General features: G+C 68.8%; 29 protein-coding genes and 1 pseudogene. 11 read left to right on the top strand and 19 right to left on the bottom strand.

The annotated features are described in order from the left end of the window. Positions 1–109 precede the first annotated feature (109 nt). The gene (locus tag ACQEU1_RS34260) at positions 110–1,234 is read left to right on the top strand and encodes an anhydro-N-acetylmuramic acid kinase (RefSeq protein WP_433211954.1); all 1,125 of its coding nucleotides are present in this window, start codon (positions 110–112) and stop codon (positions 1,232–1,234) included. Then, positions 1,222–2,781 carry a sodium:solute symporter gene (locus ACQEU1_RS34255; protein WP_433210580.1) on the top strand — a complete coding sequence of 520 codons (1,560 nt, stop codon included), beginning with the start codon at positions 1,222–1,224 and terminating at the stop codon, positions 2,779–2,781. The genes ACQEU1_RS34260 and ACQEU1_RS34255 overlap by 13 nt, the downstream gene beginning before the upstream one ends. Here ACQEU1_RS34255 and ACQEU1_RS34250 read toward each other — a convergent pair. Continuing rightward, on the bottom strand, positions 2,731–3,654 hold the full coding sequence (locus ACQEU1_RS34250) for a GNAT family N-acetyltransferase (protein ID WP_433210578.1): 924 nt from the start codon (positions 3,652–3,654) through the stop codon (positions 2,731–2,733). The genes ACQEU1_RS34255 and ACQEU1_RS34250 overlap by 51 nt on opposite strands. Positions 3,655–3,743: 89 nt before the next feature. On the opposite strand from ACQEU1_RS34250, the gene ACQEU1_RS34245 reads away from it, so the two are divergent. The 3 genes from ACQEU1_RS34245 to ACQEU1_RS34235 all read left to right on the top strand — a co-directional run bounded on the left by ACQEU1_RS34245 (position 3,744) and on the right by ACQEU1_RS34235 (position 5,376). Then, positions 3,744–4,181 (top strand): hypothetical protein, encoded by a 438-nt coding sequence (locus ACQEU1_RS34245; protein ID WP_433210576.1) that lies wholly within the window; start codon positions 3,744–3,746, stop codon positions 4,179–4,181. A 117-nt stretch (positions 4,182–4,298) separates the two neighbouring features. Next, the gene (locus ACQEU1_RS34240) at positions 4,299–4,637 is read left to right on the top strand and encodes a hypothetical protein (protein ID WP_433210574.1); all 339 of its coding nucleotides are present in this window, start codon (positions 4,299–4,301) and stop codon (positions 4,635–4,637) included. Positions 4,638–4,662: 25 nt separating this feature from the next. Beyond that, positions 4,663–5,376, top strand: a complete 714-nt coding sequence (locus ACQEU1_RS34235) for a lysophospholipid acyltransferase family protein (protein ID WP_433210572.1) — start codon at positions 4,663–4,665, stop codon at positions 5,374–5,376. Positions 5,377–5,609: 233 nt separating this feature from the next. On the opposite strand, the gene smc is transcribed toward ACQEU1_RS34235, so the two are convergent. From smc to ACQEU1_RS34215, 4 genes are read right to left on the bottom strand one after another with little or no spacing between them, the layout of a single operon-like run. Next, a complete protein-coding gene (gene smc / locus ACQEU1_RS34230) occupies positions 5,610–9,248 on the bottom strand; it encodes a chromosome segregation protein SMC (protein WP_433210570.1) in 3,639 nt (1,212 codons plus the stop codon). A 60-nt stretch (positions 9,249–9,308) separates the two neighbouring features. Further along, positions 9,309–9,941, bottom strand: coding sequence for an anti-sigma factor family protein (locus ACQEU1_RS34225; RefSeq protein ID WP_433210568.1), 633 nt, complete (start codon positions 9,939–9,941; stop codon positions 9,309–9,311). Then, positions 9,938–10,444 carry a sigma-70 family RNA polymerase sigma factor gene (locus tag ACQEU1_RS34220; RefSeq protein WP_433210566.1) on the bottom strand — a complete coding sequence of 169 codons (507 nt, stop codon included), beginning with the start codon at positions 10,442–10,444 and terminating at the stop codon, positions 9,938–9,940. Before ACQEU1_RS34220 ends, ACQEU1_RS34225 begins: the two co-directional genes overlap by 4 nt. Positions 10,445–10,477: 33 nt before the next feature. Continuing rightward, positions 10,478–10,750 carry an acylphosphatase gene (locus ACQEU1_RS34215; RefSeq protein WP_433210564.1) on the bottom strand — a complete coding sequence of 91 codons (273 nt, stop codon included), beginning with the start codon at positions 10,748–10,750 and terminating at the stop codon, positions 10,478–10,480. An 81-nt stretch (positions 10,751–10,831) separates the two neighbouring features. On the opposite strand from ACQEU1_RS34215, the gene ACQEU1_RS34210 reads away from it, so the two are divergent. The 3 genes from ACQEU1_RS34210 to ACQEU1_RS34200 all read left to right on the top strand — a co-directional run bounded on the left by ACQEU1_RS34210 (position 10,832) and on the right by ACQEU1_RS34200 (position 12,670). Further along, the gene (locus ACQEU1_RS34210; protein ID WP_433210562.1) at positions 10,832–11,554 is read left to right on the top strand and encodes a CAP domain-containing protein; all 723 of its coding nucleotides are present in this window, start codon (positions 10,832–10,834) and stop codon (positions 11,552–11,554) included. Positions 11,555–11,576: 22 nt separating this feature from the next. Next, on the top strand, positions 11,577–12,047 hold the full coding sequence (locus tag ACQEU1_RS34205; RefSeq protein ID WP_433210560.1) for a hypothetical protein: 471 nt from the start codon (positions 11,577–11,579) through the stop codon (positions 12,045–12,047). A 128-nt stretch (positions 12,048–12,175) separates the two neighbouring features. Further along, positions 12,176–12,670, top strand: coding sequence for a hypothetical protein (locus tag ACQEU1_RS34200; protein ID WP_433210558.1), 495 nt, complete (start codon positions 12,176–12,178; stop codon positions 12,668–12,670). Positions 12,671–13,115: 445 nt separating this feature from the next. On the opposite strand, the gene ACQEU1_RS34195 is transcribed toward ACQEU1_RS34200, so the two are convergent. Further along, positions 13,116–13,796, bottom strand: coding sequence for a response regulator (locus tag ACQEU1_RS34195; RefSeq protein WP_433210556.1), 681 nt, complete (start codon positions 13,794–13,796; stop codon positions 13,116–13,118). Next, the gene (locus ACQEU1_RS34190) at positions 13,793–16,282 is read right to left on the bottom strand and encodes a DUF4118 domain-containing protein (RefSeq protein WP_433210554.1); all 2,490 of its coding nucleotides are present in this window, start codon (positions 16,280–16,282) and stop codon (positions 13,793–13,795) included. The genes ACQEU1_RS34195 and ACQEU1_RS34190 overlap by 4 nt, the downstream gene beginning before the upstream one ends. 330 nt (positions 16,283–16,612) lie before the next feature. On the opposite strand from ACQEU1_RS34190, the gene ACQEU1_RS34185 reads away from it, so the two are divergent. Further along, positions 16,613–17,053: a MarR family winged helix-turn-helix transcriptional regulator gene (locus ACQEU1_RS34185; RefSeq protein ID WP_285645804.1), complete on the top strand. Its 441-nt coding sequence runs from the start codon at positions 16,613–16,615 to the stop codon at positions 17,051–17,053. A gap of 34 nt (positions 17,054–17,087) precedes the next feature. Here ACQEU1_RS34185 and ACQEU1_RS34180 read toward each other — a convergent pair whose 3' ends face one another. The 9 genes and pseudogenes from ACQEU1_RS34180 to ACQEU1_RS34140 all read right to left on the bottom strand — a co-directional run bounded on the left by ACQEU1_RS34180 (position 17,088) and on the right by ACQEU1_RS34140 (position 22,830). Beyond that, a complete protein-coding gene (locus ACQEU1_RS34180) occupies positions 17,088–18,200 on the bottom strand; it encodes an HAAS signaling domain-containing protein (protein ID WP_433210551.1) in 1,113 nt (370 codons plus the stop codon). Next, positions 18,197–18,523 carry a PadR family transcriptional regulator gene (locus ACQEU1_RS34175; RefSeq protein WP_089917641.1) on the bottom strand — a complete coding sequence of 109 codons (327 nt, stop codon included), beginning with the start codon at positions 18,521–18,523 and terminating at the stop codon, positions 18,197–18,199. The genes ACQEU1_RS34180 and ACQEU1_RS34175 overlap by 4 nt, the downstream gene beginning before the upstream one ends. A 446-nt stretch (positions 18,524–18,969) precedes the next feature. Next, a pseudogene (locus ACQEU1_RS34170) lies at positions 18,970–19,116 on the bottom strand (helix-turn-helix domain-containing protein); the annotation flags it as partial. 208 nt (positions 19,117–19,324) lie between these two features. Continuing rightward, positions 19,325–20,179, bottom strand: a complete 855-nt coding sequence (mutM, locus tag ACQEU1_RS34165; protein ID WP_433210549.1) for a bifunctional DNA-formamidopyrimidine glycosylase/DNA-(apurinic or apyrimidinic site) lyase — start codon at positions 20,177–20,179, stop codon at positions 19,325–19,327. A 1-nt stretch (position 20,180) separates the two neighbouring features. Next, a complete protein-coding gene (locus tag ACQEU1_RS34160; RefSeq protein ID WP_030467960.1) occupies positions 20,181–20,381 on the bottom strand; it encodes a hypothetical protein in 201 nt (66 codons plus the stop codon). 8 nt (positions 20,382–20,389) lie between these two features. Next, positions 20,390–21,193: a ribonuclease III gene (rnc, locus tag ACQEU1_RS34155; RefSeq protein WP_433211951.1), complete on the bottom strand. Its 804-nt coding sequence runs from the start codon at positions 21,191–21,193 to the stop codon at positions 20,390–20,392. A gap of 16 nt (positions 21,194–21,209) precedes the next feature. Then, positions 21,210–21,392 (bottom strand): 50S ribosomal protein L32, encoded by a 183-nt coding sequence (rpmF, locus tag ACQEU1_RS34150; RefSeq protein ID WP_030467958.1) that lies wholly within the window; start codon positions 21,390–21,392, stop codon positions 21,210–21,212. Between the two features lie 2 nt (positions 21,393–21,394). Further along, positions 21,395–21,976: a YceD family protein gene (locus tag ACQEU1_RS34145; RefSeq protein ID WP_382441156.1), complete on the bottom strand. Its 582-nt coding sequence runs from the start codon at positions 21,974–21,976 to the stop codon at positions 21,395–21,397. Between the two features lie 137 nt (positions 21,977–22,113). After that, a complete protein-coding gene (locus tag ACQEU1_RS34140) occupies positions 22,114–22,830 on the bottom strand; it encodes a DivIVA domain-containing protein (protein WP_433210546.1) in 717 nt (238 codons plus the stop codon). A gap of 122 nt (positions 22,831–22,952) precedes the next feature. Here ACQEU1_RS34140 and ACQEU1_RS34135 point away from each other — a divergent pair, with 122 nt between their 5' ends. Next, positions 22,953–23,393 (top strand): N-acetyltransferase family protein, encoded by a 441-nt coding sequence (locus ACQEU1_RS34135; protein WP_433211948.1) that lies wholly within the window; start codon positions 22,953–22,955, stop codon positions 23,391–23,393. Here the strand turns inward: ACQEU1_RS34135 and coaD are convergent. Then, complete coding sequence (gene coaD, locus ACQEU1_RS34130) at positions 23,390–23,872, bottom strand: pantetheine-phosphate adenylyltransferase (RefSeq protein WP_433210544.1); 483 nt, start codon at positions 23,870–23,872, stop codon at positions 23,390–23,392. The genes ACQEU1_RS34135 and coaD overlap by 4 nt on opposite strands. Before the next feature lie 53 nt (positions 23,873–23,925). After that, entirely contained in the window at positions 23,926–24,480 is a 555-nt protein-coding gene (rsmD, locus tag ACQEU1_RS34125) for a 16S rRNA (guanine(966)-N(2))-methyltransferase RsmD (protein ID WP_433210542.1), read from the bottom strand. 31 nt (positions 24,481–24,511) lie between these two features. Between rsmD and ACQEU1_RS34120 the strand changes: the two genes are divergently transcribed. After that, positions 24,512–24,937: a TFIIB-type zinc ribbon-containing protein gene (locus tag ACQEU1_RS34120; RefSeq protein WP_433210540.1), complete on the top strand. Its 426-nt coding sequence runs from the start codon at positions 24,512–24,514 to the stop codon at positions 24,935–24,937. A gap of 185 nt (positions 24,938–25,122) precedes the next feature. On the opposite strand, the gene ACQEU1_RS34115 is transcribed toward ACQEU1_RS34120, so the two are convergent. Further along, the gene (locus tag ACQEU1_RS34115) at positions 25,123–26,193 is read right to left on the bottom strand and encodes an MBL fold metallo-hydrolase (protein WP_433210538.1); all 1,071 of its coding nucleotides are present in this window, start codon (positions 26,191–26,193) and stop codon (positions 25,123–25,125) included. Positions 26,194–26,315: the final 122 nt, after the last annotated feature.

Here is a 26,315-nt window from a genome sequence, read left to right as displayed (position 1 = left end):
TTCACAGACCCGGATGTGACCTGTCAACCATGTATTGCTCAATTAGGCGAAGATTTCACCAAAGCTCTTGCGCGTGACCACGGTGTGGAATAGACCACACGTCGTGAGGGTGATCGGACTGATTTCCGGCACGTCGATGGACGGCATCGACGTCGCCGTCGCCGACCTGTCGATCGTTGGCGACGTCGTCGAGCTCGCACCCGTGCAGTGCGCCGAGCACCCGTTCCCGAAGGACCTGCTGGCGAAGCCGCGGGACCTCGCTGAAGTGTGCGCCTTCGACACGTCGCTCGGGCAGGCTTTCGGCGAAGTCGCCGCCGGGTACCTGCCGGCGGACCTGATCTGCTCGCTCGGGCAGACGGTGCACCACGAGGTGCAGGACGGCGACTGCCTCGGCACGTTGCAGCTCGGCCAGCCGGCCTGGATCGCCGAACGGACGGGCGTGCCGGTGATCGCCGACCTCCGCGTGCGGGACGTCGCCGCGGGAGGCCACGGGGCACCGCTGGCGAGCACGCTCGACGCGTTGTGGCTCGCCGGCATGCCGGACAACGCGGTGGCGCTCAACATCGGCGGAATCGCGAACATCACCGTCGTGCGACCCGGCAGCCCGCCGATCGCCTACGACACGGGGCCGGGCAACGCGCTGATGGACGCCGTCGTGGAGGTCCTCTCCAATGGCGAACGGCGTCAGGACACCAACGGCGAGTTCGCGAGCAGGGGCACCGTCCGGGAGGACGTCCTCAAGAAGCTCCTCGCCGACCCGTACTACGCCAAGCCGTGGCCGAAGTCGACCGGCAAGGAGCTGTTCAACGCCGAGTACCTGCGGGACTTCCCCACGGTCCAGGCCGAGGACATGCTCAGGACGCTGGTCGAGCTGACCGCCCGCACCATCGCCGACGCCTGCCGCGCGCACGACGCGAGCACGGTCGTCGCGTCCGGCGGCGGCATGCGCAACCCGGTGCTGGTCGAAGCCCTGACCAAGGCGCTCGACCCCATCCCGTTGAAGATCAGCGACTCGCTCGGCCTGCCGCGCGACGGCAAGGAGGCCTACCTGGCCGCGCTGCTCGGATTCCTGACGTGGCACGGGATCGCGGGCAACACGCCGTCCGCCACCGGCGCGTCGGGGCCGCGGTTGCTCGGCAGCATCACGCCCGGCGCCGGCCCGCTGCGGATGCCCGAACCCGTCACCAACGCACCGACCAAGCTGACTGTGGGGGAACCGAAATGCGCGGACTAGACCTCGCGATCATCGCCCTGTTCCTCGTCGGGATGCCGTTGCTCGGCATGTGGATCGGCGGCAGGCAGAAGTCGTCCACCGACTACTTCGTCAGCGAGAAGCGCATCTCGTGGTGGGTGGTGTGTCTCAGCGTCGTCTCCGCGGAGACGTCGACGCTCACGGTGCTGAGCGTGCCGGTGATCGCGTACGTCGCGACGCCCGCGCAAGGCGGCATGACGTACCTGACGCTCGCGCTCGGCTACATCGTCGGACGCATCATCGTGAGCTTCGTGCTGCTGCCGCGCTACATCGCCGGTGACCTCGTCACGGCGTATGCGTTCCTGGGCAAGCGTTACGGCAACGGCATGCGTGCCACGGCATCGGTGACGTTCCTCTTCACGCGCCTGCTCGCGGACGGCATCCGGCTCTTCGCGACGGCCATCCCGATCAAGCTCGTGCTCGCCCAGTACGGCATCGACGCCGGCTACTGGACGATCATCGCCGCGCTCGGCATCGCGATGGTGTTCTACAGCTTCTTCGGCGGCGTGCGCGCGGTCGTGTGGGTCGACGCCATCCAGATGCTCTGGTACGTCCTGGGCGGCCTCATCATCATCTGGTGGCTGTCGAGCGAGCTGCCGGACGGCTGGTTCTCCAAGGCCGTGGACGTCAACAAGTTCCAGGTCTTCGACTTCACCTCGTCACCGCTGACCGGCGCGTACCCGTTCGTCGCGGCGTTCTTCGGCGGCGCGCTGCTGTCGATGGCCTCGCACGGCGCGGACCAGCTGATCGTGCAGCGGCTCATGTCCACGAAGGACGTGAAGTCCGCGCAGAAGGCGTTGATCGCCTCCGGCTTCGTGGTGTTCCTGCAGTTCGCGTTCTTCCTGTTCATCGGCGTGATGCTGTGGGCGTTCTACAACGGCGTCGACCCCGTGAAGGACCTCAGGCTCGGCAACAAGGACGAGCTCTTCGGGTTCTTCATCGTGAACGAGCTGCCGTCGGGCCTGTCCGGGTTCGTGATCGCCGGCATCCTCGCGGCCGCGCTCTCGTCCTCGTTGGGCGCCTTGGCCTCCAGCACCGTCACGGACGTCTACGAACGCGTCCGCAAGACCCCGATGACCGACGACGAACGCCTGCGCCACGGCAGGATCTGGACCCTGGTGTGGGCGGGTCTGCTGATCGTCTGCGCGGGCCTGTTCGCCTCCTCGAACAAGACCACGGCGGATCCGATCGTGGTGCAGGCGCTCGGCATCGCCGGCTACACCTACGGCGCGCTGCTCGGGGCCTTCCTCCTCGGCCTGATCTTCAAGCGCGTCACGCAGGTGGACGCGATCATCGCGTTCGTGGCGACGGTGCTGGTCGTCGGTTTCGTGATTCTCGGGGTCAAGTTCGCCGGCAGCACTCCGACGATCAACTTCGGGAAGGCCACGGCCGACCTGAAGTCCCTGACCGGCTGGTGGAACACGCCCCTGGGGGTGGCGGTCACCTTGCTGGTGGGTGGATTGCTCTCACTACGTCACTCACGCGGTGTGCCGGTAGGAGACGAGCTCGATGTGAAGACGGAATCCTAGGCGGGCGAACATGTTCTGCGACGACTCGTTGCCCGCGTAGATCGACGCGGCGGCCTGCGGCCGAGCCCCGTGCTCGGCCGCGAGCTTCCAGAGCAGTTCGGTGACGAGGGCGACGCCGACGCCCTGACCGCGGACGTCGGGTTCGACGGCCACGAAGTCGACGTAGTACTCCTCGGGCTGCGCCTTGCCGGCGGCGTACCCGAGGACGCGGTCCCCGTCCATCGCGACGACGACGGTGCGGCTCTTCGGATCGGATTCGACGAGTTGCTTCCCGGACAAGTAGGTGCGGGGGAAACATCGCTCGTGCAGGACCGCGACGGCCTCGTGCACGAACCGGTCGGTCGGGAGGACGCGCATCTCGCGTTCGCTGGGGCATTTGGCGTCCCTCAGCAGCAACGTGCGCAGGTCCCCGTTGTCGAGGATGTGGATGGCACTGGCTTTGCCGGCGCTGAAGGCGTGCCTCTCGGCGAACGCGGCCAGCCGCCGGTGGGCGGTGTGCCCGTAGAGCTCCAGGTCGGTGATGCCGGTGAGGAGCTCGGTGGCGCGGCGGAACAGCGCGTCGGCGGTCTGGTCCCAGATGCGGCTGCCCGCCGGGTGGTTGACCGGTACGTCGACGAACGGTCCGTGCAGCCACGCACGGCCGAGCTCGGCGTCGACCTCCACGCTGAGCATGCCGGTGATGTTGTCGTCGGCGTCGACGGCCACCACCGTGCAGTCGGCCCAGCTGGGCTCGAACTCGCCGAGCTCCGCGCGGAGCTCTTCGACTGTCTCACCGAGGTACCCGATGTGGTGCGCGTTGTCGGCCTGGAGCCGGACCAGCAGCGCCATCGTGGCGCCGAGGTCGCCAGGTTCGGCGAAACGGATGTCGTACATGAAGAGATGGTCACTCGCACGGCCGTTCGACGCGAGGGAGTTTTCCCGGCTCTCAGGTAACGGACGCGCGGCCCGGTAAAATGGCAGGGGTGTCGTCAGAAGAACTGGCCGTCCGGACCGCCGCCGCCGAGGCCAGGGCGCACGCAGGAGACTTCCGCGGCGCCGCCGCCGAGCTCCGCGTTCTCGCCAAAGATCACGCGCGCGAGATCGGCGCGGACGACCCCCGCACGCTCGACCTCCGGCTGACACTCGCGAAGGTCCTCGGCACCTCGAAGCAGTTCAGGAAGGCCGTCGAGGTCTGCACACCGTTGCTGGACGACCTCGTCCGCGTGCACGGCCCGGAGCACGACGCCGTTCTGGAGACCAGGCAGCTGCTCGCGAACCTGCGCTACCAGGCGGGTGACGCGGAGGGCGCCGCGCAGGAGCTGGAGCTGCTCCAGTCGGCGCTGGCCAGGGTGCTCGTGCCGACCCACGACCGGATCACGAAGGTCAAGCGCGACATCGCGTTCCTCAAGAAGCCGCGCTGACCCGGGAGACAACACTCACACCGGTGCACCCGCGCGCACTGGTATACCGCCGCACGGTCGGGCACGACACCCATATTCGGGCTTGCAGGCCAGGTGAGGGTGGGGGACTCTTCTACGGTGAGTGAGGAAACGATCCAACTCGATCTCAACGAATCCGGGGTGGCCGTCGACCTGCCCTTGCCGGCGAACAACCGGGACGGTGTCCAGGGCGTTCCCTACCGGCCGGTCGAATTCCGAGACGATGATCTTCCGTCCGCTCTGGAACGTGCTGCCGCCTGGCTGCGGCAGACTCAGGAGTGGCTGGGCGAACCCGTGGACGTGATCGCAGTTCATCTCGATTACGACGACACGCACGGCAACCCGTACTACGACCTCAAGTTGCTGTGCAACGAAGAGGACCTCGCGGGGGTGCCCAAGATCATGCGAGAACACGAAGGGTCCCCTACCGGCCAGTAGCTTTTCTAGGCTACCGTTCGGAAGCATGTCGGATCGCGTATATCCCCCGGTGATCGCCGCAGCGAAGCTCATGTTCAAGGTGCTCGACCTGCGGATCACCGTGGAGGGGGCGCACCACGTCCCGCGCACGGGTGGAGCCGTGCTGGCGTCGAACCACGTCAGCTACCTCGACTTCATCTTCGCGGGCTACGGCGCGCGTCCCTCGGGGCGCCTCACGCGGTTCATGGCGAAGCACGAGATCTTCGCCAACAAGATCGCAGGCCCGCTCATGCGCGGCATGCACCACATCCCCGTCGACCGGAGCGCGGGTCAGGCCTCCTACCAGCAGGCCCTGTCCGCGCTCCGCACCGGCGAGGTCGTCGGGATCTTCCCCGAGGCCACGATCAGCCGCTCGTTCACGGTCAAGGACATCAAGTCCGGCGCGAACCGCCTGGCGCACGAGGCCGGCGTCCCGCTCATCCCCGTCGCGCTGTGGGGCACCCAGCGGCTGTGGACCAAGGGCCGTCCCAAGGACCTGACCCAGCGGCACGTCCCCGTCACGATCCTCATCGGAGAGCCGTTCGAGGCCTCCCCCGGTGACTCCGGCGACGACCTGCTGCGCAAGCGGATGCAGGACCTCCTCGACACCGCGCAGCGCGACTACCCGACCGAGCCCGGCGCCTGGTGGGCTCCCGCGCACCTCGGTGGCACCGCGCCCACGCCCGCGGAGGCGGCCGCGCTGGACGCCCGCGGCGCCTGACCAGGCGCTACAAGGTTTTCACAAGCCCGGTGCGGCAGGGTGACCGTGCGCACCTGGAACGGGTGAAGTTGAACTGGGGGACCTCACCACTTCAGTGCGCCGGGTTGCGTCCGCACGGTGGCATGGGGGACCTGCCTCCTCGCGGAGGCGGGGCACCGCGCTGACGCAGCCTGAGCAGAGGCCGCGGCCGGCGCTGGTTCAAGCCCCCCAGGCACCGCTCCGGCCGCCCTCGCTCAGCTCTGTTCGCCCGCCGGTTCCGGCACTGCCGCCACGTCCGCGGGCTCTGGCTTCGCCGCACGGGCGGGTTCGTCCGACGTCCGCAGCCGCTGCGAGATCACCTGCGAGATGCCGTCACCGCGCATCGAGACGCCGTACAGCGCGTCCGCGATCTCCATGGTCGGCTTCTGGTGCGTGATGATCAGCAGCTGCGAGCGGTCCCGCAGCTGCTGGAACAGGCCGATCAGCCGGTGCAGGTTCGTGTCGTCCAGCGCCGCCTCGACCTCGTCCATGACGTAGAACGGTGAGGGGCGGGCGCGGAAGATCGCGACCAACATCGCCACGGCGGCCAGCGACTTCTCGCCACCGGAGAGCAGCGACAGGCGCTTGACCTTCTTGCCGGGCGGGCGGGCCTCCAGCTCGATGCCGGTGGTCAGCATGTCGTCGGGCTCGGTCAGCACGAGCCGTCCGTCGCCGCCGGGGAACAGGACCTTGAAGACGATCTCGAACTCGCGCGCCACGTCCTCGTAGGCCAGCGTGAAGACCTCGAGGATCTTGTCGTCGACCTCCTTCACGACGGTGAGCAGGTCGCGGCGGGTGTCCTTGATGTCCTCGAGCTGCGTGGAGAGGAACTTGTAGCGCTCCTCCAGCGCCGCGAACTCCTCCAGCGCGAGCGGGTTCACCTTGCCCAGCAACGAGAGGTCGCGTTCGGCGCGCTTGGCGCGGCGGGACTGGGTGTCGCGGTCGTACGGCATCGGCTGCGGCTCGGAGACCTGCTCGCCGCGTTCCTTGGCCGCCTGGTACTCGGCCATCTCCGCGGCGGAGGCGGGCACCATGACGTCCGGGCCGTACTCGTTGGTCAGGTCCTCGAGACCGATGCCGAAGTCCTCGGCGATCTTGGTCTCCAGCTGCTCGATGCGCATGCGCTGCTCGGCGCGCAGGACCTCGTCGCGGTGCACGGCGTCGACGAGCTTCTCCAGCTCGCCGGACATCTCGCGGACGACGTTGCGCACCTGGGTCAGCAGGAGCTCGTGCTGCGTGCGGCGTTCCTGGGCGAGGTCACGTTCACGGGCCGCACGGGACAGCGAGATCTCGATGCGTTCCAACGCCTGTTCGCCGCCGTGCACGACGGCCTTCGCGACGACGGCGCCGCGCGCACGGTGGGCCGTCGCGCGCGCGTGCCGCTCACGAGCCTCACGCTCAGCGCGTGCGGCACGGCGCAGGCCCTCTGCTTTGCCCTGTACGGCCCGTGCGCGCTCTTCTGCCGTGCGCTGCACCAGACGTGCGTCCATCTCGCCCTGGCGCGCCTGAGCCAGCTCCGCGGCCAGCTCGTCGCGCTGCTCGGTGTCCGGCTCGTCGTCCATCGTCTGCTCTTCTTCGGCCATCAACAGCCGCTCTTCGAGCTCGCCCAGCTTCATCAGGGCGTCCTCGCGGGACTGCTCGACCTTGGCGCGCTGGTCGCTGATGCGGCTGACCTCGGCCTCGGCCGACCGGACGGCGGCGACCATGCGGTTGAGGCGCTCGCCGGACCGCGCCTGGCGGACCTTGGCCTCCTGCATGGCCTCCTTGACCGCGTCGAGGACCTTGCGGCGGGCCTGCTGCTCGGCGCGGGCGCCTTCGAGGGCGGCCGAAGCGTGCTCCAGCGCCCGTTCGGCGGTGGCGAGCTGTTCCTGCGCTTCGTCGACGGCGGCCTGCACCTCGATGACGCTCTGGCCCTGGGCACCGGAGCCGCCGATGGCCCAGTCCGTGCCGAAGAGGTCGCCGTCCTTGGTCACGGCCCTGCCGTGGAACCGGGCGGCGGAGTCCAGATCGTCCACGACCGCAAGGCGATCGAGAGCGCGGGCCAGTGCCGGGCGCAACGCGTCTGGGGCGTGCACGACGTCGATGGCCCAGCGCGCGCCGTACGGCAGGTGGCCCCACTGACTCGTGTCCACAGTGGACCCGTAAGAGCCGATCAGCACGCCCGCGCGTCCGGCGTCCTTGTCCTTCAACAGCTTCAGGGCGGCGAGCGCGCCGTCGCCGGACGACACCGCGACAGCGTCGGCGATCGGGCCGAGGGCGGCGGCCAGCGCCACCTCGAAGCCCGGTTCGACGGTCAGCAACGCGGCGACGGAACCCAGCAGGCCCGGCACGTCCGACGCGAGCAGCGCGCCCGCACCGTCCTTGCGCGTGAGGCCCAACGAGAGAGCGTCGACGCGGGCGCGCCACGACGCGATGTCGCGCTCTGCGGTGCGTTCGGCCTTCACGAGCTCCTCGACGCGCTGGCGTGCGGCGTCGTTGGACTGCACGGCGTGCCGGTGGCGTTCGTCGAGGTCGTTGTCGCCCTCGTCCTCGTAGCCGGTGACGGCCTGCGCCTCGGCCAGTTCGATCGACGCGAACTCGACGCGTTCGGAGGCCTCCGCGAGCGTGCCGGAGAGGCGTTCGATCTCCTCGGCGGTCGCGTTCGTCTTGCTGCGCAACGCTTCCACCTGACCGGAGAGCCTGGCGAGGCCCTCGCGGCGGTCGGCGATCGCGCGGACGGCGGCGATGTGCGCCTTCTCCGCCTGCGAGACCATGCGCTCCAGCTCGGCCCGCGTCTCCACGGCCTCGGCCAGAGCGATGCGGGCCTCGGTCACGCCTTCCTGGAGCTCCAGCTCCATCTCGGCGGTCTCCTCGGCCTCGCGGTCGAGGTCGTCGGGGTCGCGACCCCTGCTGGGAGCGTCCACCACGTCGGAGAGGTGCCGGGCGCGTTCGGCGGCGAGCCGGACCGTGCCGCGGAGGCGTTCCTCCAGGGCGGACAGCCGGTACCAGGTGTCCTGCGCCGCCTGGAGCTTCGGCGAGTCGGCGGCGACCCGTTCCTCCAGCTCGTTCTGCTGGTACTGCGCGGCCTGCAACGACTTCTCGACCTCGGCGCGGCGCACGCGGGCCTTCGCCTCGTCGTGCTCCTCCTGCGCGATGGCTTCCCGTTGCGTCACCAGGTCGTCGGCGAGCAGGCGGAGTTTGCTGTCCCGCAGCTCGGACTGCACGACCTGCGCGCGGCGGGCGATCTCGGCCTGCTTGCCGAGGGGCTTGAGCTGGCGGCGCAGCTCGGCGGTGAGGTCGGTGAGACGCGTCAGGTTCGCCTGCATCGCCTCGAGCTTGCGCAGCGCCTTTTCCTTGCGCTTGCGGTGCTTCAGGACGCCGGCGGCCTCTTCGATGAACGCGCGCCGTTCCTCCGGTTTGGACTCCAGGATGGCGGCGAGCTGGCCCTGACCGACGATCACGTGCATCTCGCGGCCGATGCCGGAGTCGGACAGCAGTTCCTGGATGTCCATCAGGCGGCACGAGTTGCCGTTGATCTCGTACTCGGTGGCGCCCTCGCGGAACATGCGGCGGGTGATCGACACCTCGGTGTACTCGATCGGCAGCATGCCGTCGGCGTTGTCGATCGTCAGCGTCACCTCGGCGCGGCCGAGCGGCGCGCGGCCGGACGTGCCGGCGAAGATGACGTCCTCCATCTTGCCGCCGCGCAGGTCCTTCGCACCCTGCGTGCCCATCACCCAGCGCAGCGCGTCGAGCACGTTGGACTTGCCGGACCCGTTGGGGCCGACCACACAGGTGATGCCGGGCTCGAAGCGCAGCGTGGTAGCCGAGGCGAAGGACTTGAAGCCCTTCAGCGTCAGGCTCTTGAGATGCACGCCGGGCAGAGTACCCAAACGCTTGCGGGTGGTGCGGGACCCGCCTGGTGACCTGCGTTTCTAGGGACGGAGAGTGACCAACAGCCCGCTCTCGTCGGAGACCTCCAGCCGGTCGATCTGGTCTACGCGGAACGACGTCGAGCCAGGAATCCGCTCGTCAGGGGCGTGGTCAGAGCCCCACCAGCCGCCGATCTCCCGCTGCCCCTGCCGGTCGAACACGATGACCTTGCAGCGCGCGCCCGGTTTGACGTCGCCGAGCTTGAACCACATCTCGGTGCCCCACGACTTCGAGACCATCTCGGCCTCGCCGTCCACCCCGGTCGCCGCGTCCTGCGCGCTCCACCTCGGCGGTGGCGGCGGTGGAGACGCCGACGGTGGCGCCGCGACGGGCTCCGCCGTCCAGTCGAGGAAGAAACTGCCTCCGGCCAGCGCGAACAGCACCAGCACGGCCGCGCACGCGACCAGCACGCGGTTGTCCCGCTTCGGCTTCGGCGGGCAGGCGGGGATCTCGTCGAGGTTCTCGACGTCCTCCAGGCTCAGGCGGCCGAGCAGGCCCGGCAGCGGGGCCAGCCGCAGCATCTCGGCCTGGCAGCAGTCGCAGTCGCCGAGGTGGCGTTCGAACGCGGCCCGTTCCTCGAGGTCGAGCGAGCCGAAGAGGTAGGCGCCGACGTCGACGGTGTGCTGGCAGCTCACGCCTCGGTCACCCCTCTCTCCTCCAGTGCGTCGCGCAGCGCCCGCAGCGCGTAGAAGCAGCGCGACTTGACCGTGCCCGGCGGGATGCCGAGCGTCCTGGCGGCCTCCGCGACGGTGCGGCGGCGGTAGTACAGCTCGATGACGACCGTCCGGTGCTCAGGCGTGAGCGCCCTCAGCGCCGACGCGATCTGCCACGTCTGCAGCACGTGTTCGACCTGGTCGCTGACCGGCGGGAGATCCACCGGTTCGAGCGGCACCTCGGTCGCGCGTGCGTTGCGGCGGCGGTACCCGGAGATCACCAGGTTCTTCGCGACCGTGTAGAGCCACGGTGCCGCGTCGTCCGGTTTCAGATCCTCGTAGTTGCGCCACGCGCGGAGCAATGTCTCCTGCACGACGTCCTCTGCCTGCTGGTAGTCGCCGTCGACCAGCCGCAACACGTAGTGCAGCAGCGGGCCCCTCCAGCGCTCGTACAGCTGGATGAGGACGTCTTCTGAGGAGTCCACGATCTCCTACTACGCCGTCGCCCTGAAAACGGTTCAGCGCTCGATGAACCCGGTCAGGTCGCCCCTGGCGTCCGACCACTGCTCACCGACAGATTCGACGCTGCCCGGGGTCTCACCCGATCGGAGAGCATTCAGGAGTTGTTCACACTTCTCCCGCGGACCCTCGGCAACGACCTCGACCCGTCCGTCAGGCCTGTTCGAAGCACTTCCGACCAGGCCCAGCTCCAACGCCCTGGCCCGCGTCCACCAGCGGAAACCAACACCCTGCACCCGTCCACGCACCCACGCGTTCAGTCGCACGTCCACCCCCGAATGGTTGCGTAGTCACGCCAGGTGACCGACGACGCACTCTGGGGTTGTCACCCATTAGTGGTACGGTCCCGACCCGTGAGTGCCCGCAGCCTCTTACTCGGCCTGCTGATCGGTGCAACCGGTATCGGCGGCCTCGCCGTCACCGGTACCTCTCCTCTCGGCATCAGCTTCACCAACGCCGCCCAGCAGGAGACCGCCGAGGACGCGGCGAACCAGTTCGGCACCGGCAACGCGGCAGCACCCAACAGACAGCCGTCCGAGAACAACAACACCGGCGGCCCCGTCACGTCCGAGTCGTCCTCCGCTCCCACCACCACGACTCCGTCGACGCCTTCCTCCGCGCCCTCCTCCTCCGAGGCGCCCACCACCACGACGACGCCACCCGAGGCGCCGAAGCCGCCCGTCGAGACGCCGAAGCCCCCCACGGGCCAGACGCCCGAACAGGCCGTGCTCGCGCTCGTGAACGACGCCCGTGCCGCAGCAGGATGCAAGGCCCTCGTGATCGATGACCGCATCACGACCGCCGCGCAGGCCCACAGCACGGACATGGCGAACAAGAAGTACTTCTCGCACACCTCGCAGGACGGCAGGACGTTCGACGTCCGCATGCGCGAGGCCGGCTACCCGAAGCCGGGCGGCGAGAACATCGCGATGGGCTACCGGGACGCCGCCGCCGTGGTCGACGGGTGGATGAAGTCCACCGGTCACCGGGAGAACATCGAGAACTGCAGCTTCACCACGATGGGCGTGGGGCTGGACACCCGCGGCAACTACTGGACCCAGAACTTCGGCCGCTGACCGTTCGAGCAGGGGAAACTTCGTGTACGAGAGCCCGGAACCGGACTCGCGCTCGCGCTTGCGCCGAGGAGCGCCGCAGGTCGTCCTCGCCGCCTCAGGCGTGGTGCTGGCGACCGTCTTCGCCGCAGTCGCCTCCTTCGCGGCGAGCTCCGACAACGCGTCGGAGGCGCCGGCGACCCAGCCGCGCAAGGAGATCGGCCGCGATGCCCTGAGCATCGTGCCGACGTCCACCCCGTCGGTCTCGTCGTCCGTCGAGCAGACGTCGGCCGTCGAGACGACGACGCCGTCCGCCACGACGACCACCACGAAGAAGACGCGCGTCACGACCATCACGCGTCCTGACGGCACCACCACCACGGTCACGACCGAGGAACCGCCGCCGGTGATCACCACGACCACCACGACGTCGAAGGTCACCACGACCACCACCACGGCCGAGACGACGACCACCACCACCGCGTCGAGCACGACCACAACGACGACGGCGCCGTAGGGTTACGCCAGTCACCGCCTTGTGACGCAGAGCTACACGAAGGTGTGGCTCTGCTGAGGCTTTGGTTCGTTTCCGCCGATAACTCGAACGCAAGACCATCCGACCGGGTTTCCCACGAGGAGATGGGTGTGTTCGAGGAAGATCATCCGCAGTCACCAGAACCGACCCCGCGCAAGAAGCGCAAGGGCACGGCCGTGATGCTGGCAGCGGGCGGCGTAGTAGTAGCAACCCTGTTCGCCACCGTGGCCTCCATGCTGGCCGCATCGGGCCGCGAGGCAGCCCCGGAACGCACGTCCGCAGACGTCGTGCAGACCATCACGAGCGTCGCCCCCGACGGCACCACCAGCACCGTGGTCGTCACGGTGTCCTCAGGGGCCCCGAAGAAGCCGGCCACGCAGGACCACAAGCAGGCGGCACCCCCGCAGCAGGACCAGCCGAAGCAGGGCACGCCGGACCAGCCGCGCCAGACCGAGCAGCCAACCCGGCCCACCGAGACGAAGCCGTCGAGCACGCCGCCGTCCCACACCGAGACGCCGTCCTCCACGCCCTCGACCTCGCCTTCGGCAACGGAGCCGCCGACGTCCTCGACGTCGAGCACGCCCCCGCCGGACCCGAAGCCCTAGCGGCCGCGCAGAGGCAGCAGCCGCCCCGCGAATCTCGAAATCGCGCCGAGCTCAGGCCCCGCCCACCCAGGGGGGCCACCGCCAACAAGGCCACACTAGCTGCGAAAACAGCCCGTCAACCCACCGCTCGGCGATCTGTGGACAGCTCGGCCGCGACCGACCCGCCCGTCTGCGGCACCTGCTCGCTGCTGCGGCCGGACTCGCCAGCCGTCACTCGCCAGCCGCCGTGTGTGCATCGACCCGTTCGCGCACACGCAGCGGCACGGACAGGCTCAGCACGACATCCGGCTCGCGCCGGCGCGAGGGCACGTCAGGGAGTCGAGCGAGGGCCTCTTGGAGCTGCCACCGGCCGGCGTCGGTCGTGAGGTCCTCGGGCCGGTCGCCTCGACCAGCGTCGCCAGCGCCTCGCTCACGTCTCACCCCTCGCCAGGCAGTTCGGCGTCGCTCACAGCTCGAACCGGTAGCCCATGCCGGGCTCGGTCAGCAGATGCCTCGGCCGTGCGGGCTCCGGCTCCAGCTTGCGCCGCAGCTGCGCCAGGTACACCCGCAGGTAGTGCGTCTCCTTGTCGTACGCGGGCCCCCACACCTCGCGCAGCAGCTGCTTCTGCGCGACGAGCTTGCCCGCGTTGCGCGCGAGCACCTCCAGCAGGCCCCACTCCGTGGGCGTGAGGTGCACCTCGGCGCCGTCCTTCAGGACCCGCTTGGCGGCCAGGTCGACGGTGAACGACGCGGTCTGCACGACCGGTTCGTCTTCGGGGCCGGTGACGGCCGAGCGGCGGACGGCCGCGCGCAGCCTCGCGAGCAACTCATCCATGCCGAATGGTTTCGTCACGTAGTCGTCGGCGCCGGCGTCGAGGGCGTCGACCTTGTCGGTCGAGTCGGTGCGGGCGGACAGGACGATGATCGGCAGCGTCGTCCAGCCCCGCAGGCCCGCGATGACGTCGGTGCCGTCCATGTCGGGCAGACCCAGGTCGAGTACCACCACGTCCGGTTTGCCGTCGGCGGCCAGCCGCAGGGCCGTGGCGCCGTCGTAGGCCGTGAGCACCTCGTAGCCGCGGGCGGAGAGGTTGATCCGCAGAGCGCGCAAGATCTGCGGCTCGTCGTCGACCACCAGTACTTTTGTCACGCGATCCTCTCCTCTGCGGGGAGGGCGAGCACCACGGTGAGACCGCCGCCGGGTGTGTCCTCCATGGTGATCGTGCCTCCCATCGCCTCGGTGAAGCCCTTCGCCACGCTCAGACCGAGACCAACGCCACCCGGCGTGCGGTCGCCGAGACGTTGGAAGGGGGCGAACACCTCGTCCGCGGTGCCGGCGGGCAGGCCGCGGCCGTGGTCGACGACGCGCAGTTCCACCTCGGTGCCGTGGGCCGACGCGCGCAACGCCACGGCACCCGCGTAACGCAGTGCGTTGCCGACGACGTTCGCGATCACCCGTTCGAGCAGACCCACGTCGGCGCGGACCTGCGGGAGCGACTCCGGGACGTCCACCTCGATGTCTCCGGTCAGGCCGCTCAGGGCGCGCGCGACGGCCTCGTAGTAGCCGACCGCGCGGAACTGCGGTTCGACAGCACCGGTGGCGAGGCGTGACGAGTCGAGCAGGTTGTCGACCAGGCCGGTCAGCCGGTCCGCCGACTCCTCGACGGCCTCCAGCAGTTCGGCGGTGTCCTCCGCCGACAGCGTCAGGTCCTCGTCGCGCAACGAGCCCACGGACGCCTTGATCGAGGTCAGCGGCGTGCGGAGGTCGTGGCCCACGGCCGACAGCAACGCCGTGCGCAGTTCGGTGCGCGATGCCTGGCGCTGGGCTTCGAGGGTCTGCTCGGCCATCCGCTGCTGCCGCAACGCGAGCAACGCCTGCCCAGCCGCCGCCTCCAGCACCCGGCGGTCGGACGCGGGCAGCGAACGACCGCGCAAAGCGAGGTGCACGTCGTCGTTCACGGCGATGTCGACGTCCGCGTCGTCGGGTTCGACGCACGGACCGATGCCGACGCACGCAACGCGTTCCCAAGCGCCGTCCACGCGCTCAAGGAGTGCCACGGACGTAAGGCCAAAGTTCTCCTTCACCTTCTCCAACAGCCGTGCGAGCGGTTGCGGGTTCGTCAGCACGGTGTGCGCGTACGACGCGAGGAGCGTGGCCTCGGTGCGAGCGCGCGCGGCCTGGGTCGCACGGCGGGCAGCGCGGTCCACCACCAACGCCGTGCTGACGCCCACGATGATCATCGCGAAGAACGTCAGCACGTTCTGCTGAGCGTTGATCGTGAACGTGTAGACGGGCTCGGTGAAGAAGAAGTTCAGCAGCAACGCGTTGATCAACGCGGCGGCGATCGCGGGCCCGAGGCCGCCGACGATGGCCACGACCAGCGTCACCAGCAGGTAGCCGATGACGTTCGTGGAGAAGTTCAGGCCGCTGCGCAGCGACACCCCGGCCGCCGTGACCAGCGCCGGACCGGCCACCGCGAGGAACCAGCCCCAGGCGAGCCTGCTCGGCTCGAGCGGACTGCCCGTGAACCGCGCACGCCACCCGCTGGTCGTCGCGGGGTGCGTGACCATGTGGACGTCGATCGCCCCCGACTCCTGCACGACCGTGGAGCCGATCCCCGCGGAGAACACACGCGCGAACCGTGAACGGCGCGAGGTGCCGACCACGAGCTGTGTGGCATTGACGCCCCGTGAGAACTCCAGCAGCGCCGTAGGCACGTCATCACCCACAACGGTGTGGAACGTGGCACCGACGTCGTCAGCGAGCCTGCGGTACTTCTGCAGTGAGTGCGGATCGGCCCCTGCGAGGCCATCGCCGCGTAGGACGTGCACGACCAGAAGGTCGCCACCCGCGCGCGTGGCGATGCGACGCGCGCGCCGGATGAGCGTCTCGCTTTCCGCACCACCGGTGATGGCGACGACGACACGTTCGCGCGTCTCCCATGTGTCGGTGATCCGCTGTTCGGTCCGGTAGCGCAGCAAACCCTCGTCGACCTGGTCGGCGACCCACAACAAAGCCAGCTCGCGCAGCGCGGTGAGGTTTCCGAGACGGAAGTAGTTGCCGAGCGCGGCGTCGATCTTGTGCGCGGCGTAGACGTCACCGTGCGCGAGCCTGCGGCGCAACGCTTCCGGTGTCAGGTCGACGAGCTGGATTTGGTTCGCCTTGCGCACGACCTCGTCCGGCACCGTTTCCTTCTGCGGCACGCCCGTTATGCGCTGAACGACGTCGTTGAGAGATTCCAGGTGCTGAATGTTGACTGTCGACAGCACATCAATCCCGGCTTCGAGGAGTTCCTCGACGTCCTGCCACCTCTTTGCATTACGGGAACCCGGCGCGTTCGTGTGTGCGAGCTCGTCGACCACGGCGACCTGCGGCGCGCGGGCCAGCACGGCGTCCACGTCCATCTCGGTGAGCTCGACGCCGCGGTGCGACGACTGCCGGCGCTCGACGATTTCCAGCCCTTCGACCAGGTCAGCGGTCTTCGCCCGGCCGTGGGTCTCCACAAATCCGATGACGACGTCGGTGCCGCGTTCCCGCCTGCGGTGCGCCTCGCCGAGCATGGCGAACGTCTTGCCGACGCCGGGAGCGGCTCCGAGGTGGATGCGGAGCTCGCCACGTCTGGGTTTCGGACTCACCGGACCAGTCTGCCCCCGGCGCCGCGTGCGCCGTTCGGGGGTATGCGCTGCGCCACACGGCTAAACAAGTGCGCCTTCCCACAGTTCTGACAGCAGATCTGTCTCGTTGAATCATGCTTCAGCCCGGCGCCCGTTCGAGTGAGCTTCGCTGCGCTTTTTACGCCGTTTACCAGCACATTTAAGTGTGTCGGACGCGCGCCGTGACACCCCGCGTCACCACAACGGCCGAATGGGTTATCGGCAGTTGGCGGATAGCGCGCGGAGCGTGAATGAGGGAAAGTGCCAGGGTTCGTGTCCGAATTCGGACAATCACATGCGCGCGGAGAAACGATGCCCACCACCGTCACCAACCACGAGGCACTTCAACTCGTGGTGGCCGTGCACCGGCTGGTGCGAAGTCTTCGACAGGCCGCTCCGGCCCGTCGTTTGCAACCCACCCAGTTATTGGTGCTGTCAGAACTGAGCGCCCACGGCCCGATGCGGATCGGCGAGATCGCGGTGCGCGCGCTGTGTTCGCAGCCGACCGCCACAACCGTCGTGACCAGCCTGGAGTCGACCGGACTCGTCCGTCGCGAGCCGGATGCGGCCGACGGCAGAGCCACCATCGTCGTGCTCACCGAAGTGGGCCGCGAGACGATCCTGTCGCTCGCTCACGGCGAAGCCGAACTATTGAGTGAAAGAATGTCCGAACTTTCGCCAGAAGACAGAGAACACCTGCGCTCGGCCATGCCGGTTTTGCGCCACCTGGCCGAACCGCAGGAGAACAAGTAGGAGCGGGACCCCCCGATGGGTCCCGCTCCAGGATTTACTTGCTTGGTGACACGGAAGTAGGTGGCACCGAGCTCGGAGTTGCGCTTCCAGAAGTGGACGACGAAGTGGACGGCGTTGTGCTCTCCGTTGATGACGGAGCGGATACGCCCGGTGCCACGGTGTAACAAACACCGTTTTCGTAGTCGATCTTCGGCCGCGGATAGCGGTTAGCGGGAATCACCGGCTCCGGACCGTTGGTGTTGCGGCAGCTGTCGTAGGACTGCGGCGCGTTGATGGGCCTGCCGTCCTGGTCGTACAGCAGCACGTTCGTGAGCAACTTGCCGTTCTCGTCGTACGCGTAGATGTTCTCGTACGACTCCATGACCGGCGGCGTGTACGACGACCGCGACGTGTTGTACGCCAGCTGGTTCGCCGTCACGTCGATGACCTGGAACAGCAACCCCACCGCCAGCGCCGAGGCCGGCAGGCTGACCCACAACCACCGCCGGTCGACCTTGGCGCGCGGCCCCGCGAACACCGACACCACGGCGATCGCGGCGACCGCGAGGAACCCGAGGATGTCGCGCCCGGCGAGCAGCACGGCGCCGAGCCCGAGCAGCCCGGCCCGAGCCAGCCACCACGCGGGCTGCAACGACCGCAGGTAGGTGAGCGCCCGTTCCGCAGGCGTGCCCTCTTCCGGCGTGAGCCACTTCTTGAGCCGGTGCGTCTCCGGCAGGTTCATGATCTCCTGCTGCAACGGCCCCCGGTCGTGCACCAGCAGGAGGCTGAGCACCAGGATCACCCCGGGCAGCAGGAGCACCGCCGGCTCCCTGAGCGCCGCCGCACCCGCGAGCAGCGTGATCCCGGTCGCCGCGACCAGCCCCCACGCCGCAGCCCGCGGCCTGGTCAGCCAGTTGTTCTTGGTCGTGACCGGCAGCCGTTCCGTCCGACTCGGGTACCCGGCGGCCTGCCGGAGCTCCTGTGCGTACTGCTCGGGCGAGCCGAGCCGCTGCTCCAGCGTCTCGCCGTCGCCCAGCTCGGTCGACAGCTCCGCGACGTGCGCCTCGACGTCCTCCATGATCTCGGCGACCTCGTGAGGCGGCAGATCGTCGAGGGCGGCGCGCATCCCAGCCAGGTAGTGCTCGACCCCGAGCGCTTGCGTGTTCATGCTGCGACCTCCTCGAGCAGGCCGTCCAACGTGCTGGCGAACGACCTCCACGTCTCCCTCGACTCAGCCAGGCGCGCCCGACCGGTCTCGTTGATGCTGTAGTACTTGCGGTGCGGCCCCTCTTCACTCGGCACCACGTACGAGGTCAGCATCCCCGCGTTGTAGAGCCGCCGCAGCGTGCCGTACACCGACGCGTCGCCCACTTCGTTCAGTCCCCCGGCGCGCAGTCTGCGCACCACGTCGTACCCGTACCCGTCGTCCTTGCGCAGAACCGCAAGAACGGCCAGGTCCAGCACCCCTTTGAGCAGCTGACTGGTGTCCATGGCCCCTCCGACCCTCGGCTTGGTGGTCGGGAATGGACATCGCCGACTTCGACCGCCAAACGCGCTCCATCTCCCAGGAGCAGGCACTGTTGCGCCGTGAACACTACTACGCATCGCGCAGTACTGTCTAATGCGTTGGGCCTTGTGAGGTTGCGAGGGTGAGTTTTGGCACGTCACGGCCATGGATAGGGGACGTTTCCGGCCTGGGATGCGTTGCTTTCGGCGCCGCCGAGGGTCTCGTTTGGCGGGGTTCCGCTCGCGCGACAGCCAGCCTTCCGTTGGTGTTTTCGTTGCTGCCGCGTTGCCAGGGACTGTGTGGGTCGCAGGAGTAGATCCGCAGGTCGGTGGCGAGGGTGACGTCGGCGTGCCGTCCGTGTCGCGGTCTTGGCCTGGGCCATGCCGGCGCGATATCGGGCACCGCGCCAGGACGGGGAGTTGCGTTGTAGTTCCTGGCTGATCGTCGACACAGGCCGGCCCAGCCTGCGGCCGATCTCCCGCATTGACAGGCCCTCGGCCCGGCCCAGCGCGATCTCTTCCCGTTCCGCGAACGACAGATATCGGCCTGACAACGGCTTTGGCCCGAGACTGCGCACCCCGCCAGCTTCGGCGAACCACTGCTGACCGGTCGGCCACGACACACCCGCCGCCCTCGCCGCCGCAGTCACACCCAGACCAGCGCCGATCCCCGCCCAAAACCGAACCCGGACATCGCGAGGCAACCGCGGAACACCCACACAACCCTCCAACCAGGAGCGTTGCGACGACCCACTGACCCCAAGGGGACCCCTGCGCGAGCCTGCTCTACCTCGGGCGCGGCTGGCAGCGCGGGCAGGAGTACGAGGAACGGTTCATGAACGGCTCTCGGATCATCGACGCCCCGCAGCGCTTGCACGGCCGGTTCTCCTGGCCGTAGGCGTTCAGCGAGCGGTCGAAGTAGCCGGACTGGCCGTTGATGTTGACGTACAGCGCGTCGAACGACGTGCCGCCCTGCCCCAGCGCTTCCTGCATCACGTCGGTGGCGTGGTCCAGCAGCTCCGCGGCCTTGGCCTTGGTGAGCTTGTCGGTCATGCGGGTGCCGTGGAGCTTGGCGCGCCAGAGGGCCTCGTCGGCGTAGATGTTGCCGATGCCGGAGACCAGGGTCTGGTCCAACAACGCACGCTTGATCTCGGTGTGACGCAGGCGCAACGCGCGCACGGCAGCATCACGGGAGAAGAGAGGGTCCATCGGATCTCGGGCGATGTGCGCGACCGAGTCGGGGACGAGGGTGCCGTCGACCTCCACCAGTTCGGCCAGCGCCAGGCCGCCGAAGGTGCGTTGGTCGACGAAACGGAGTTCTGGGCCGCCGTCGGCGAACCGGAAGCGGACGCGCAGATGCTTCTCGTCGGGGGCCGACGAGGGTTGGACCAGCATTTGGCCGCTCATGCCGAGATGGGCGAGCATGGCGGCTTTGTCGGCCAGTTCCACCCAGAGGTACTTGCCGCGGCGCTTGGCTGCCACCATCGGTTGCGAGGCCAAGCGCGCGACGAAGTCCTGGGAGCCCAGGTCGTGCCGACGGATGGCACGTGGGTGCAGCACCTCTACCGAGGAGATGACCCGGCCGGCGACGTGGGCTTCGAGGCCGAGGCGTACTACCTCGACCTCTGGGAGTTCGGGCACGTCAGGCTTCGGACTTGCCCTCGTCGACGGGCTGCGCCTCGATCACGGCGGCCTGCGGCTTGGTGGGCTTGAGCACCCACACGCCCGCGCGGCTCGTGTCCCTGACCAGCACAAGTCCCTGGATGCCTCCGCTGCGGGAGGTGTTCACCGGCCCGCGGACGGTGCGGGTGCGGCGGTTGGTGCGGTTCCTGGTCGCATACATTGCGTGTCTCAGTCTTCCTCGGATGGGAGGGTCCCTGGCGTCACCGAGGCGCCGTTCTGACCGTTCTTGGTCGCAGCCGTCTCCTGCTCGGCCTTGACCCGTTCCGACAGAACATGATAAGCCGCTTCGGCGGCTTTCTGCTCGGCTTCCTTCTTGGTGCGCCCATCACCCTTGCCGTAAGGCTGGCCACCGACGAGCACCGTTGCGGTGAACTCTTTTCGGTGGTCCGGCCCCTGGTCGTCCACGCGGTACTCCGGGACGCCGAGGCTGGCTTGAGCGGTGAGCTCCTGCAGGCTTGTCTTCCAGTCCAGTCCAGCACCCAAAAGCGGAGCTTTGGCCAAGAGCGGATCGAACAGCCGGTGAACGAACGTTCGTGCGGTATCGATACCGAACTGCAGGTACACCGCACCGATGACGGCCTCGAGACCGTCGGCGAGGATGCTCGCCTTGTCCCTGCCGCCGGTCAGCTCTTCGCCGCGACCGAGCAACAGGTGTGCCCCCAGCCCGCCCTCACCGAGGTTGCGCGCGACGCCGGCCAGCGCGTGCATGTTGACCACGCTGGCGCGGAGCTTCGCGAGCTGACCTTCAGGAAGGTCGGGATGGGTGCGGTAGAGGTGGTCGGTGACGACCAGCCCCAGCACCGCGTCTCCCAGGAACTCGAGACGCTCGTTCGGCGGCAAGCCGCCGTTCTCGTACGCGTAAGACCGGTGGGTGAGCGACAGCACGAGCAGCTCGGCGTCCAGGTGGACGCCGAGCGCTTCGAGCAAGTCCGCGCGGTCCGCTTGCGGTGCGCGCGGCGGCTTTCCCCCCACTACGTCGCCGAGGAGATCAGGCCGGCTGAGCGACCTGGCGGCCAGCGTACTGACCACAGGCCGGGCAGGCGACGTGCTGCGGCTTCGGCTGGCGGCAAGCCTTGTTGGAGCACGCCACCAGGTGCACGGCAGACGTCTTCCACTGGGAACGGCGCGCACGGGTGTTCGAACGCGACATTTTCCGCTTCGGGACGGCCACGACTACTTCTCCTCGTTGTTGTCATCGCTGAACCGCTCTTGCAACGCGGCCCACCGAGGGTCAATCGTCTCATGCCCGTGGTCGGGCCCGAGCTCCGCCCACCTGCCACCACACTCGGAGCAAAGCCCCTTGCAGTCCGGCTCGCAAAGCGGTGCCTGCGGCAACGCGAGGACGATGGCGTCCCGCACCACAGGTTCGAGGTCGATCAGATCGTTCTCGATCCGGCTGACCTCGTCTTCATCAGTGGTCTCGTCCGTGGTGCTGTCCGGCCACGCGTAGAGCTCCGTGATCCGGACTTCAACCTCATCGGTGAGCGGTTCGAGACACCTCGAGCACTCACCTGCGACCTTGGCGGACGCGGTCCCTGAAACCAGCACACCCTCGACGACCGATTCGATCAGGAGGTCGAGTTCGACCTCCCCGTTCTCGGGCACCGCGATCACCCCGAGCAACCCCACGCCTTCGGCGGGGACCGACTTCACGAAGGGTCGGCTGGACCCGGCGCGACGGCCGATGTCCCTGGTGTCGATGACCCAGGGACCGGATGCTGTGGGACGCGTGGACGCGTGACGATGCTCAGTCATGATCAGATTGGTTGCCGGCGGGGACCTACCACGTCCAGCCGTTCCAGGGTACGGGACGAGCACCCCGCGCGTGAAATCGGCAGGTGATCGCACCTGTCCGACGTAGCGCGAATCACACGTTCAGGGGTGCTGGTTCGTCAGGAACCGTAGTCGAACGGCGCCGAGGCGCCCGCGACGGCGGGACCGCGCAGGTGCGAACGGCCCTTGCCGACCGACCGCAGCGTGTGCGCGAGGAGGTCCTCGAAGTCCGCGAGCTTGCCGTCGACGTACGCGTCGCACTCCGACCGCAGCCGGATCGACTCGCTCTGGGCGACGTCGAGCAGGCGTGCCGCCTCGGCGTGCGCCGCGCGCACGACCTCCTGCTCGTTGACGAGCCTCGCCTGCTCGGCGCGGCCGTCCTCGGTGGCGCGCTCGTAGTTGGCGCGGCCCGCCTGGACCATCCGCTCGGCCTCGGCGTGCGAGCGGCCCACCAGGTCGTCGTACTCCTGACGGCCGGCGGCCACGGTCCGTTCGGCCTGGTCCTCCGCCTCGGCGATCATGCGCTCGGCACGGGCGCGCGCGTCGGACAGCATCGCCTCCGCCTCGGCCTGCGCCTCGGCGAGCATGCGGTCCGCGTCGGCGCGCGCCTTGGACACGCCGGACTCGGCCTCGTGCTTGGCCTTGCCGACGAGCTCTTCCTTGTGGTCCAGCACGTCCTGCGCGTCGTCGAGCTCCGCGGGGATCGCGTCACGCACGTCGTCGAGCAGTTCGAGCACGTCGCCGCGCGGCACGACGCAGCCCGACGTCATCGGAACCCCGCGCGCTTCCTCGACGATCGTGACGAGCTCGTCGAGTGCCTCGAACACCCGGTACACGTCTCACTCCCCTGGTCCCCTGAAACTCCCACCCGCAAGTGTGCCCTGCCGATCTCCCCCGGACCGGGACGTCGGCAGGGCGTGTCAGGATTTCCCCACATCCACCGGGGGGAACCGTGAAGATCACAATCAGGCGAGCCGTCGAGGCCGATGTCCACCCGATCGTGGCGATGCTGGCGGACGACCCGCTGGGCGCCGCGCGCGAGACGCCGGGCGACCCTGCGTACCTGAAGGCGTTCGAGGTGATCGACGCCGACCCGCACCAGCTGCTGGTGGTGGCGGACCGCGACGGCGAGGTCGTGGGCACGTTGCAGCTGACGTTCACCGCGGGCCTGTCGCGGCTGGGGTCGACGCGCGCGACCGTGGAGGCCGTGCGGGTGCGTTCCGACCAGCGCGGCGGCGGCCTCGGCGAGCGGTTGGTCAGGTGGGCGATCGACGAGGCGCGCGCACGCGGCTGTGCTCTGGTGCAGCTGACGACGGACGCGTCCCGGGTGGACGCGCACCGGTTCTACGAGCGGCTCGGGTTCACCGCGTCGCACGTGGGGATGAAGCTGGCGCTCTAGCGGGTCTCCTCGAGGCGCAGCCTGAGCCGCTGCTCGATGGAGGCCGGCAGCAGCGTGGACACGTCGCCGCCGTACGTCGCGACCTCCTTGACCAGCGAGGACGCCAGGTAGGAGTACTGCGGGCTGGCCTGCATGAACAACGTGTCGACGCCGGTGAGCTGGTGGTTCATCTGCGCCATCTGCAGCTCGTAGTCGTAGTCGCTGACGGCGCGCAGGCCCTTCACGATGGCCTTGATGTTGTTCTCACGGCAGTAGTCGACCAACAGGCCGTGCCACGAGTCCACGCGCACGTTGTCCCATTGCTTCGTGACGTCGCGCAGCATCTCCTGCCGCTCCTCGACGTCGAACAGGGTGCGCTTGTTCTTGTTGATGAGCACAGCGACGACGACCTCGTCGAACAGGTGCGCGGCTCTCCCGATGATGTCCAGGTGACCGTTGGTTACCGGGTCGTAGGAGCCGGGGTACACGGCACGTGTCATGGATCGGACGTTAGCACCCGATCGGACGCCGCCAGGCGTGTCCGTGGTTCTCGTCACCCATCAGAACGCACCTGACCCCAGTACACGGCCGTGTCCCCATAACGCTTGGCACGCAAGGATTCCACTGAATCCGGCCAAACTGGTTCGGCACTTCGCGAAGCACGTTCCACGATCAGGACGGCGTCCTTCGAGAGCCGCGGCACGATTCCCTTCAGCACCTTGGCGAGCTCGTCGTCCGTCGTCGCGTACGGCGGGTCGGCGAAGACGACGTCGAACGCGTCGCCCTCGGCCGTGACGTAGGCCTCCGCCGTCCGGTTGGCGATCGTCGTGTTCTTGAACCCGAGCTCTTGGGCGTTGCCTTTGAGCACGTCAGCGGCCCTCTTGTCGGCCTCGACGAACGTGGCGTGCGCCGCGCCCCTGCTCAACGCCTCGAACCCCAGCGCCCCCGACCCGGCGTAGAGGTCGAGCACGTTCGCGCCGTCGAGGTCGAGCAGGGACTCGAGGGAGCTGAAGAGCGCCTCGCGGACCCGCTCGGACGTCGGGCGCGTGCCCTTGGGCGGGACCTTGAGCCTGCGACCTCCCGCGGACCCGGCAACAATTCGTGTCACGTGGTCATCGTCCCAGGTGCATCCTGTGCCCATGACCCGCCACCGCGACTCGGGCGCGTGCCTGTGCGCACTCACCGCTTCGCCGGTGCTGGTCGGCTGCCCCTCTTGTGGCGCGTGTGCGGTCGTGGTTGGTGACCGTCTCGTGTGTGCGGCGTGTGCGCACGCCCGGCCTTATCGGCGTGTGTGGTGCTGGGACGCCGCCGCCGTCGTGCCTGACCTCTGGCTGACCACGTCGTGTGCCGGGCGCACTCTGTGGGCGTTGAACGGCGTGCACCTCGACCTGCTGCAGTCTTATGTGGGGGCTGCGCTGCGCGAGGACCCGCTGCCGTCGTCAGTGCGGAGGATGACGGTGCTCGCGAAGCTGCCGGCGTGGCTGAAAGCGGCGAAGCACCGCGATGAGGTGCTGCGGGGGCTCCACCGACTGCGCTCCGCGGTTCCGGGTGGGGCGCGCCACTGACCGTGGCTCCGCCGTGACCGGCAACGGCTCGTGCGCGTGGCGAGCCGTTCCGGCGTCATCGAGTCGCCTAAGAACTCCGTGTCGACGACCAGGCCCTGGTCCACGAGAGCGAGTGCGGTGGCACGGCCTATACCCGTGCCACCGCCAGTGACCACAGCTGTGCGCGTGTCCCCCGACGAAGTCCGTCAGGCGAGAGCCTGCCACCACCCGTCAACCTCGTTGGGCGCCTGGACGTCCACGCGCTCGCCCGGCCGCGGCACCGCCATGCGCAGGCCGCGTGCCTTGACCTCGCGCCACACGCGGTCGATCGGCTCGCCCCACGGGTGCAGCGCCAGGTTGAACGTCGCCCAATGCACCGGGATCAGCAGGCCGCCGCCCAGGTCCTCGAACGCCTGCACGCCCTCCTCCGGCGTCATGTGGATGTCCGGCCACGCGTCGCCGTACGCACCGACCTGCATCAGGACCGCGTCGAACGGGCCGTGCGCGGCGCCGATCGCCGAGTAGCCCGGGAAGTAGCCGGTGTCGCCGCTGTAGAAGACCGAGCGGGTGCCCCGCTTGATCACCCAGGAGGCCCACAGGGTCACGTTGCGCTGGACCGAGCGGCCCGAGAAGTGTTGTGCCGCGGTGCAGGTGAGCGTGAAGCCATTCACCTCGAACGACTCGTCCCAGTCGAGCTCGACGACGCGGTCGCGGGGCACGTCCCAGCGGGCTAGGTGCGCGCCCAGGCCGAGCGGCACCACGAAGACGGCGGAGGTGCCGGCGCACAAAGCCTGCACGGTGTCCATGTCGAGGTGGTCGTAGTGGTCGTGCGAGATCACCACGGCACTCACATCAGGCAAATCGGACAGTTGGTGCGGCACCGGGTGCAGGCGCTTGGGGCCCAGGTGCGCGGACGGCGAGACGCGGTCGCTCCACACCGGATCGATCAGCACGGACGCGCCGTCCATCGTGATCAGCGCGGACGCGTGGCCGTACCAGGTGATGTGCAGGCCGTCGGCCGCCAGAGCCGAAGGTGCGACGAGGGGTACGGCGACGGACGGCTTGCGGTCCTCGCCTCCCACCAGGAAGTCGCGCAACGAGAAGGACTCGCGGTCAGGGACCGTGCGGACTTCCTTGTCGTTGTGGAACTTCCCGTCCCGGTAGCGCGGCGACCGCGACATGTGGACCGGGTCCGGCTTGCCGCCCAGCTGCCGCGGCACGTCTCGAAACGCCCACGCCGCCCCCGCAAGGCCGAGCAGGCCCAACACCTTCTTCATGATCCGCTTCCCTCTCCCTGACCCCGTGCCGGTGCAACGCACGGAATCGTCGTGGAGTTCCGCACCCCTCGCAGCACGAAGGGCCCGGCCTCAGGACGAGACCGGGCCCCACGTAACCACGA

It is taken from the genome of Lentzea sp. CA-135723, from assembly GCF_050936595.1.
GTDB lineage: Bacteria > Actinomycetota > Actinomycetes > Mycobacteriales > Pseudonocardiaceae > Lentzea.
The sequence above is the reverse complement of the archived record's forward strand: the minus strand, read 5'-3'. Positions and strand labels throughout refer to the sequence as shown.